This is a genomic window from Rhodococcus sp. R1101 (genome assembly GCF_000278445.1).
Lineage (GTDB): Bacteria > Actinomycetota > Actinomycetes > Mycobacteriales > Mycobacteriaceae > Rhodococcus > Rhodococcus gordoniae.
Genome location: NZ_AJVB01000200.1, coordinates 1 through 6,630, shown reverse-complemented (window position 1 = coordinate 6,630; position 6,630 = coordinate 1). Strand labels below are relative to the sequence as shown.

General features: G+C 66.6%; 8 protein-coding genes. 2 read left to right on the top strand and 6 right to left on the bottom strand.

Annotation, left to right across the window (positions count from 1 at the left end):
- Window positions 1–70: 70 nt before the first annotated feature.
- The 3 genes from R1101_RS26695 to ahpC form a co-directional block, all read right to left on the bottom strand.
- Complete coding sequence (locus tag R1101_RS26695; RefSeq protein ID WP_232284746.1) at window positions 71–640, bottom strand: gluconokinase; 570 nt, start codon at window positions 638–640, stop codon at window positions 71–73.
- Window positions 641–770: 130 nt separating this feature from the next.
- Window positions 771–2,366, bottom strand: coding sequence for an alkyl hydroperoxide reductase subunit F (gene ahpF / locus R1101_RS0113490; RefSeq protein ID WP_016933944.1), 1,596 nt, complete (start codon window positions 2,364–2,366; stop codon window positions 771–773).
- A 145-nt stretch (window positions 2,367–2,511) separates the two neighbouring features.
- Window positions 2,512–3,075: an alkyl hydroperoxide reductase subunit C gene (gene ahpC / locus R1101_RS0113485; protein ID WP_016933943.1), complete on the bottom strand. Its 564-nt coding sequence runs from the start codon at window positions 3,073–3,075 to the stop codon at window positions 2,512–2,514.
- Window positions 3,076–3,289: 214 nt separating this feature from the next.
- Here ahpC and R1101_RS0113480 point away from each other — a divergent pair, with 214 nt between their 5' ends.
- Window positions 3,290–4,093 carry an alpha/beta fold hydrolase gene (locus tag R1101_RS0113480; protein WP_232284745.1) on the top strand — a complete coding sequence of 268 codons (804 nt, stop codon included), beginning with the start codon at window positions 3,290–3,292 and terminating at the stop codon, window positions 4,091–4,093.
- Here the strand turns inward: R1101_RS0113480 and R1101_RS0113475 are convergent.
- Window positions 4,081–4,323, bottom strand: coding sequence for a DUF2630 family protein (locus R1101_RS0113475; RefSeq protein WP_016933941.1), 243 nt, complete (start codon window positions 4,321–4,323; stop codon window positions 4,081–4,083). The two genes, R1101_RS0113480 and R1101_RS0113475, sit on opposite strands and share 13 nt — an antisense overlap.
- Before the next feature lie 100 nt (window positions 4,324–4,423).
- On the opposite strand from R1101_RS0113475, the gene R1101_RS0113470 reads away from it, so the two are divergent.
- A complete protein-coding gene (locus R1101_RS0113470) occupies window positions 4,424–4,846 on the top strand; it encodes a hypothetical protein (RefSeq protein WP_016933940.1) in 423 nt (140 codons plus the stop codon).
- Between the two features lie 18 nt (window positions 4,847–4,864).
- On the opposite strand, the gene R1101_RS0113465 is transcribed toward R1101_RS0113470, so the two are convergent.
- Together R1101_RS0113465 and R1101_RS0113460 are read right to left on the bottom strand one after the other, a co-directional pair.
- On the bottom strand, window positions 4,865–5,800 hold the full coding sequence (locus R1101_RS0113465; RefSeq protein ID WP_016933939.1) for a DUF1214 domain-containing protein: 936 nt from the start codon (window positions 5,798–5,800) through the stop codon (window positions 4,865–4,867).
- A gap of 109 nt (window positions 5,801–5,909) precedes the next feature.
- Window positions 5,910–6,416, bottom strand: coding sequence for a VOC family protein (locus R1101_RS0113460; RefSeq protein ID WP_016933938.1), 507 nt, complete (start codon window positions 6,414–6,416; stop codon window positions 5,910–5,912).
- Window positions 6,417–6,630 lie beyond the last annotated feature (214 nt).

The following is a 6,630-nucleotide window of genomic DNA, read 5'->3' as shown; positions in this document are numbered from 1 at the left end:
GTGTGCTGGCAGGTGGGGCAGGATGAGCGAGGCATCGAGACGTTCACCCCCACCTGCCACCTACTCCCCCTCAGTGGCGATCACTGTGGTGGCGACCATCGTGCGCTCGCGACTCGAGCGATTCGACGTCCTGAGGTTTCGCTCCCCAGAGTTCCGGCCGGTCCCCGAGATACGAGCAGGCGGTATCGACGAGCTCGGGGAGCGGCAGGGTGCCGTCCAGGGCGACGCCGTCCTCGTCGGCCTCGAGCGGCTCGAGCGTCTCGAACTGCGATGCCACCAGCGTCTCGGAGAAAAAGTGGCCGCCGCGTGCGCGAATCCTCGACCTCACGACGTCCACGGGCACGTCCAGATGCAGGAAGACGCTCGGGGCGCCGGAACGCAGAATGTCTCGATACGACCGCTTCAGTGCCGAGCACGCGACCACCGGAGTCCCGGTTCTTGCGGCGGCGGCCGCCGCGACGGCGCGCAGCCACGGCTCACGATCCTGGTCGTCGAGCGCCCGGCCGGCGCGCATCTTCTCGATCGACGACGCGCTGTGGTAATCGTCCGCATCGATGAACACGCCGCCGATCCCGTCTGCAAGCTTCCGCGCGAATGTCGTCTTCCCGCATCCACTCACGCCCATCACCACAACGGCCATGCCACATCGTAACGACGGGGAGGTTGTGGTCGCTCCCGTCGACATTCTCGACCACAACCTCCCAGAAGTTCACTCGAAGCAGCATGGCCGCCACCCCCGAAGGAGTGGCGGCCACGGGCTGCAGTGACGACTAGACGGTCGCGGCGACCGATTCCTCGCCCTCGGCCGGGGCGCTCGTGCGGATCAGGTGGTCGAACGCGCCGAGCGCGGCCGTCGCACCCGCACCTGCGGAGACGATGATCTGCTTGTACGGGACGGTCGTGCAGTCGCCGGCGGCGAACACACCCGGCACCGAGGTGCGGCCGTGGTCGTCGACGACGATCTCGCCGCGCGGGCTGAGTTCGACCGTGCCGGACAGCCATTCGGTGTTCGGCAGCAAGCCGATCTGGACGAACACGCCGTCCAGGTCGAGGGTGCGCGACTCGTCGGTGGTGCGGTCGGTGTAGGTCAGGCCGGTGACCTTCGCACCGTCGCCGAGGACCTCGGTGGTCAGGGCGCTCACGATGATGTCGACGTTGGGCAGGCTGCGGAGCTTGCGCTGCAGCACCTCGTCGGCGCGCAGCACCGAGTCGAACTCGATGAGGGTCACGTGGGCGACGACACCGGCGAGGTCGATGGCGGCCTCGACACCGGAGTTGCCGCCGCCGATGACCGCGACGCGCTTGCCCTTGAACAGCGGGCCGTCGCAGTGCGGGCAGTAGGTGACACCCTTGTTGCGGTACTCGTCCTCACCGGGCACGTTCATCGCGCGCCAGCGAGCACCGGTGGAGAGGATGACGCTGCGCGAGAGCAACCGGGCGCCGCTCTCGAGCTCGACCTCGACCAGGCCGCCCTCGGTGGGGGCGGGGGTGAGCTTCGATGCCTTCTGGACGTTCATGATGTCGACGTCGTACTGCCGCACGTGGTTCTCGAGTTCGGCGGCGAACTTCGGGCCCTCGGTGTAGGGAACGGAGGGGAAGTTCTCGATGGCCATGGTGTCGAGCACCTGGCCGCCGAAGCGCTCGGCGAGAACGCCGGTACGAATCCCCTTGCGGGAGGCGTAGATCGCGGCGGTCGCGCCGGCCGGTCCACCGCCGACGACGAGGACGTCGAAGGGGTCCTTCTCGCTGATCGCGGCGGCGGCGCGCTCGGCGGAGCCGGTGTCGAGCTTGCCGACGATCTGCTCGAGGTTCATGCGGCCGGAGCCGAACAGCTCACCGTTGAGGAAGACGGTCGGCACGGCCATGACCTGGCGGGCGTCGACCTCGTCCTGGAAGAGGGAGCCTTCGATGGCGGTGTGCTTGATGCGCGGATTGGTCACGCACATCACGTTCAGGGCCTGCACCACGTCGGGGCAGTTCTGGCACGACAGCGAGAAGAAGGTCTCGAAGTGGAAGTCGCCCTCGAGATCGCGCACCTGCTCGAGCAGCTCCGCGGCCTCCTTCGACGGGTGGCCGCCGACCTGCAGCAGGGCGAGTACGAGGGAGGTGAACTCGTGGCCGAGCGGGATGCCCGCGAACTCGACCTCGATGTCGGTACCGACCCGGCGGATCAGGAAGGAGGGGCGGCGGGTGGCTTCACCGTCGCGTACATGGGTGACCAGGTCGGACATGCCGGCGATCTGGTCGAGGAGGCCGGCGAGTTCCGTGGACTTCGGTCGGTCGTCGAGAGACGACACGAGCTCGATCGGCTGGGTGACCTTCTCGAGGAGGGACTTCAACTGGGCGGCAAGGGAGGCATCGAGCATGAGGATCTACTCCAGAGGTGGAAGAACTGTGACCGGAAGAGATGGGAGTCGGCGAACTTCTCAGCTCGAGCCGAGCGGACCCGGACGGTGCCCGGTGGCACGGGACGTTCGATCCCGTGCCACCGGAACGGTTTCCGTCGACGAATCAGATCTTGCCGACGAGCTCCAGCGACGGAGCGAGGGTGTCGTCGCCCTCTTCCCACTTGGCCGGGCAGACCTCGCCCGGGTGGCTGCGGACGTACTGAGCGGCCTTGACCTTGCGGACGAGTTCGGCGGCGTTGCGGCCGATGCCCTCAGCGGTGACCTCGGTGAACTGGATGACGCCGTCCGGGTCGACCAGGAAGGTGCCGCGGTCGGCCAGGCCCTGCTCCTCGCGGAGCACCTCGAAGTCGGTGCTGATCTGCAGGGTCGGGTCACCGATCATGGCGTACTTGATCTTGCCGATGGTCTCGGAAGAGCCGTGCCACGCCTTGTGCGTGAAGTGCGTGTCGGTCGAGACGGAGAAGACCTCGACGCCGAGCTTCTGCAGCTCCTCGTAGTGGTCTGCGAGGTCGCCGAGCTCGGTCGGGCAGACGAAGGTGAAGTCTGCGGGGTAGAAGAAGAAGATCGCCCACTTGTCCTTGATGTCCTCGTCGGACACGGTCACGAAGGCGCCGTCCTTGAAAGCCTCGGCCTTGAAAGGCTTGATCTTCTTGTTGATCAGCGACATGTAAGAACCTCACTCATCTCGATGGGGTTGACGACTTCGACGTTATCCGCGAACTATTGATTGTGCCAATCGATAGTTTCTAGAAATTCGATAAGCAAGGGCTATAAAACACTGTTCGGCCAGCTCATCGCATGTCGCCCGGGACAAATGTGACAGAACACACAACCTGTACGACAGGGCACTCCGGCCCGCTGTCGAGAGGACAATGGAACCGATGCACTCACGACCGACATACCGCCGCACCGGATCCGGTGAACCTCTCCTCCTCCTGCACGGCATCGGCGCCACGATGGACGACTTCTCCACACTCGTCCCGCGACTCGCCGAGCACTTCGACGTGCTGAATGTCGACCTGCCCGGCCACGGTTCGTCGCCGAAGCAGAAGGGCCGTCCCACGATCGCGGCCCTCACCGACACCCTCGTCGAGACTCTCGACGCGCACGGACTCGACCGGGTGCACGTGCTGGGCAACTCGCTCGGCGGCCGGCTCGCGATCGAACTTGCCGTGCGCAACCGTGCTCATTCGGTGGTGGCCCTGTCCCCTTCCGGTCTCGGACTGCCCCCGGAGCGGATCTTCCAGGGCGCGCTCATGACGACCGCCCGCCTGCTCAACAAGGCCCGCAGCCCGTTCATCGAACCGATGGCGCGCACTGTCGTGGGCCGTACGGCGCTCACAGCAGGACTCCGCGCGATGCCGTGGAAGACGTCGCACACCGAATCGCTGTCGGTCAAGGGCGGGTTCGCCGAGTCCGACGGCTTCTGGTCGATGCTGTGGGATGCCGTCCTGACCGACGTGCCCACGGGCCTCGACCGCATCTCGTGCCCTGTCACCCTCGCGCAGGGCGTCCTCGACACGGTCGCGGCGGCGCAGACCGTGCGGTACGCACCGCTGATCCCCGGAGCACGGTTCGTACCGCTCCCCTGGGCCGGCCACGCACCGCAGTCCGACTGTCCCGAGGCCATCGTCGACCTCGTGCGCCGGACAGCCGCGCGCGCCACCGACGCCTACTGCCGATAGGACTCGACCTCGTCGACCGGCCGTGGCTGCGCGGCGTCCGGATCGTCGCCGAACTCGGCCTTCGCGCGACGCTGCCGCAGCAGGTCCCAGCACTGGTCGAGCCTCTTCTCGACAGCGGCCAGCCGCTGCAGGTCCTCGTCGCTCGGACCGTCCGCGCCGGTTCGTGAGCGCAGCGTCTTCTCCTCGTCCACCAGCTTCTCGATGTGCTGGAAGAGGTCGTTCTCGTCCATGGGAAACTCCCTCGATGTGGTGTTCCGTCGGCATAGCCTCATCCGGCAGGAGTGAAACCGCCGCCGGTTTCGCACCCGACCGGCCGGGTATCTCCTCGACATGAGCATCGAAGACGGTCCCGGCGACACCCTCAGCCCCAGCGAAGGCCTCGACGCCGACGAAGTGCGGAACAACGACGGTGACGAGGTCGTCGACCCGCCCGAGGGCTGGAGCGGCGCCGACAAGTTCGGAACGACCCAGCGTGAAGAGCAGGAAGGCGAGTCGCTGGACCAGCGCCTCGCCGAGGAGGAACCCGACGTCGAACCCGCCGAACCGCTGGACACGCCCGTCGCGGCGACACCGGAGGACGAGCTCACCGAGGACGTCGACGAGGTGATCGACGACGCCACCACCGGCGCCCCCGAGGACTCGAAACTCGCCGACGAGGTCGACGGGGTGATCGTGCAGGATTCGCGTGTCGACCGCGGCCAGATCAGCGGCGCCCCCGAGGATGGGGAGTCGATCTTCCCGATCGTCGAATAGCAAGCGTGTCCGGGGCGGTCACCGTGCGGGCGTGAGTTCCGGCAGCGTCCAGCTGCCGTCGACGATCGCCGCCCTGGGCCGGTAGAGACGGACGAGGAAGTTCCAGCCCTCCGGAGTCGGAATCGCGTTCGGTGTGCCTTCGGGGAAATCGCCGAAGCGCACGGTGACCGAACCGTCCTCGTTCGCCTTTCCCGTGATGTTGTTGACGCTGTACGCCTCGCGTGGGTTGGGTGCGAAGAAACCCTCCGCGTCGTAGACGGACACCGACCAGAACCCGTCGACGGGAACGTCGTCGAGCGTCAGCTCGTAGTTCCCCGGCGGGAGCTGGGGTGCGACGCCGATGTAGGAGGCTTCGCTGCTCGGCAGGCCGCCCCACCCGGCCGCGGTGCCGATGAGGTGCCTCACCGGGTCGACCTCGTCGGGACGGCCGAATGTCGAATCGAAACCGGTGAGCCCGGAAGCAAGCCGGAGCAGCGCCGTGCGGGTCGCATCGAGACTCGCCGTGTCGTACTCGGGCGCGGTGAACGGCCGCGCCGACGCCGAGTCGATGCGTATTCCGTCCTGGATCGCGGCCGCCGCCTTCAGGTCGTCGGGGTCGGCCGGATCCGCCAGGGCGCGAACCGCGACGACCACATAGGGCGACTCGGCGTCGAGACGGTGACTGCCGGCCTCGTGGTGGATGGCGCGGACGAAATGATCCCGATCGAGGACCATCGCAGAGACGTAGCGGTCGCCGTGCTCGGGCAGGGTGAGCGTCGCGCCCTCCGAGACGTCGACGACTGCGAAGCTGTACAGGGTGTCGCGGTTGAGGCGGATCACGGTCTGCCGGTCGATCGCCGCCGGTTCGCGGTTGTGCAGCAGCAGATTCACGCCCCCGGCATCGCGTTGCAGATCGGTGAACATCCGATCGGTCTCGGCCCGGACGAAGTTGTCGACGTTCACGTGCACGGTCATGCGGACTCCCTGTGTCGAAAGCGCCACTTCCTGCGCGACGACGATAAGCGAGGGGGAGGTTGCGTGCGCGTCGTTCGGACGAACACGCACACAGCCTCCCCCTCGATCGCTACAGGACCTTCGAGCCGTACATCTCGCCGAGCGGGTCGGCGATGAGTTCCAGCCGCGCGCCGTCGGGGTCGCGGAAGTACAGGGAGACCTCGCTGTGTTCGGCGAGTTCGACTCCTGCCTCGATCAGCTTGGTGTGCAGGCGTTCCCAGGTGGGAAGAGCGACGCTGATCGCGATGTGGTGCAGTCCGCCGAGGACCTCTCGATACGGACCGACGTCGAGACCGGGGAAGTCGAAGAATGCCAGCAGGTTGCCGTTACCGATGTCGAAGAAGAAGTGTGACGACCCCGGGTAGTCGCGGTTCTCGATCAACTCCGTCAGCGGGAACTCGAGAAGGTCCTGGTAGAAGCGCACGGTCCGCTCGACGTCACTGCTGATCAACGCGGTGTGATGCAGTCCTCGTGCCGAGGACCGCGGACGTGATTCGGCCGGCTTCAGGTGTGCGTCGCGAACGACTGCACGCCGGCGCTCGAACTCGTCGGAGCGTTGACGCTCGTCGGTGGTCATCGATCCACCCTTTCCCGGCGTAGTTGCATTCTCAACCACCAGGATCACTCCGATTAGTTGCATTGTCAATTAGTTCGGGTGCGGCAACAGCACTTCGTGACCGCGGGGGTCACGGGCCGGGTACGACGATCTCGGCGCCGTCACGTCTTCTTCACAACCATCCGATTCACCCGCTCCTGCCGATGCCTGTGGAGACGATGAATGCGTCGGGGGC

What these genes read in the sequence shown, in the direction of transcription:
- R1101_RS26695 (WP_232284746.1), bottom strand. Translation starts at nt 640, where the DNA reads ATGGCCGTTGTGGTGATGGGCGTGAGTGGATGCGGGAAGACGACATTC.
- ahpF (WP_016933944.1), bottom strand. Translation starts at nt 2,366, where the DNA reads ATGCTCGATGCCTCCCTTGCCGCCCAGTTGAAGTCCCTCCTCGAGAAG.
- ahpC (WP_016933943.1), bottom strand. Translation starts at nt 3,075, where the DNA reads ATGTCGCTGATCAACAAGAAGATCAAGCCTTTCAAGGCCGAGGCTTTC.
- R1101_RS0113480 (WP_232284745.1), top strand. Translation starts at nt 3,290, where the DNA reads ATGCACTCACGACCGACATACCGCCGCACCGGATCCGGTGAACCTCTC.
- R1101_RS0113475 (WP_016933941.1), bottom strand. Translation starts at nt 4,323, where the DNA reads ATGGACGAGAACGACCTCTTCCAGCACATCGAGAAGCTGGTGGACGAG.
- R1101_RS0113470 (WP_016933940.1), top strand. Translation starts at nt 4,424, where the DNA reads ATGAGCATCGAAGACGGTCCCGGCGACACCCTCAGCCCCAGCGAAGGC.
- R1101_RS0113465 (WP_016933939.1), bottom strand. Translation starts at nt 5,800, where the DNA reads ATGACCGTGCACGTGAACGTCGACAACTTCGTCCGGGCCGAGACCGAT.
- R1101_RS0113460 (WP_016933938.1), bottom strand. Translation starts at nt 6,416, where the DNA reads ATGACCACCGACGAGCGTCAACGCTCCGACGAGTTCGAGCGCCGGCGT.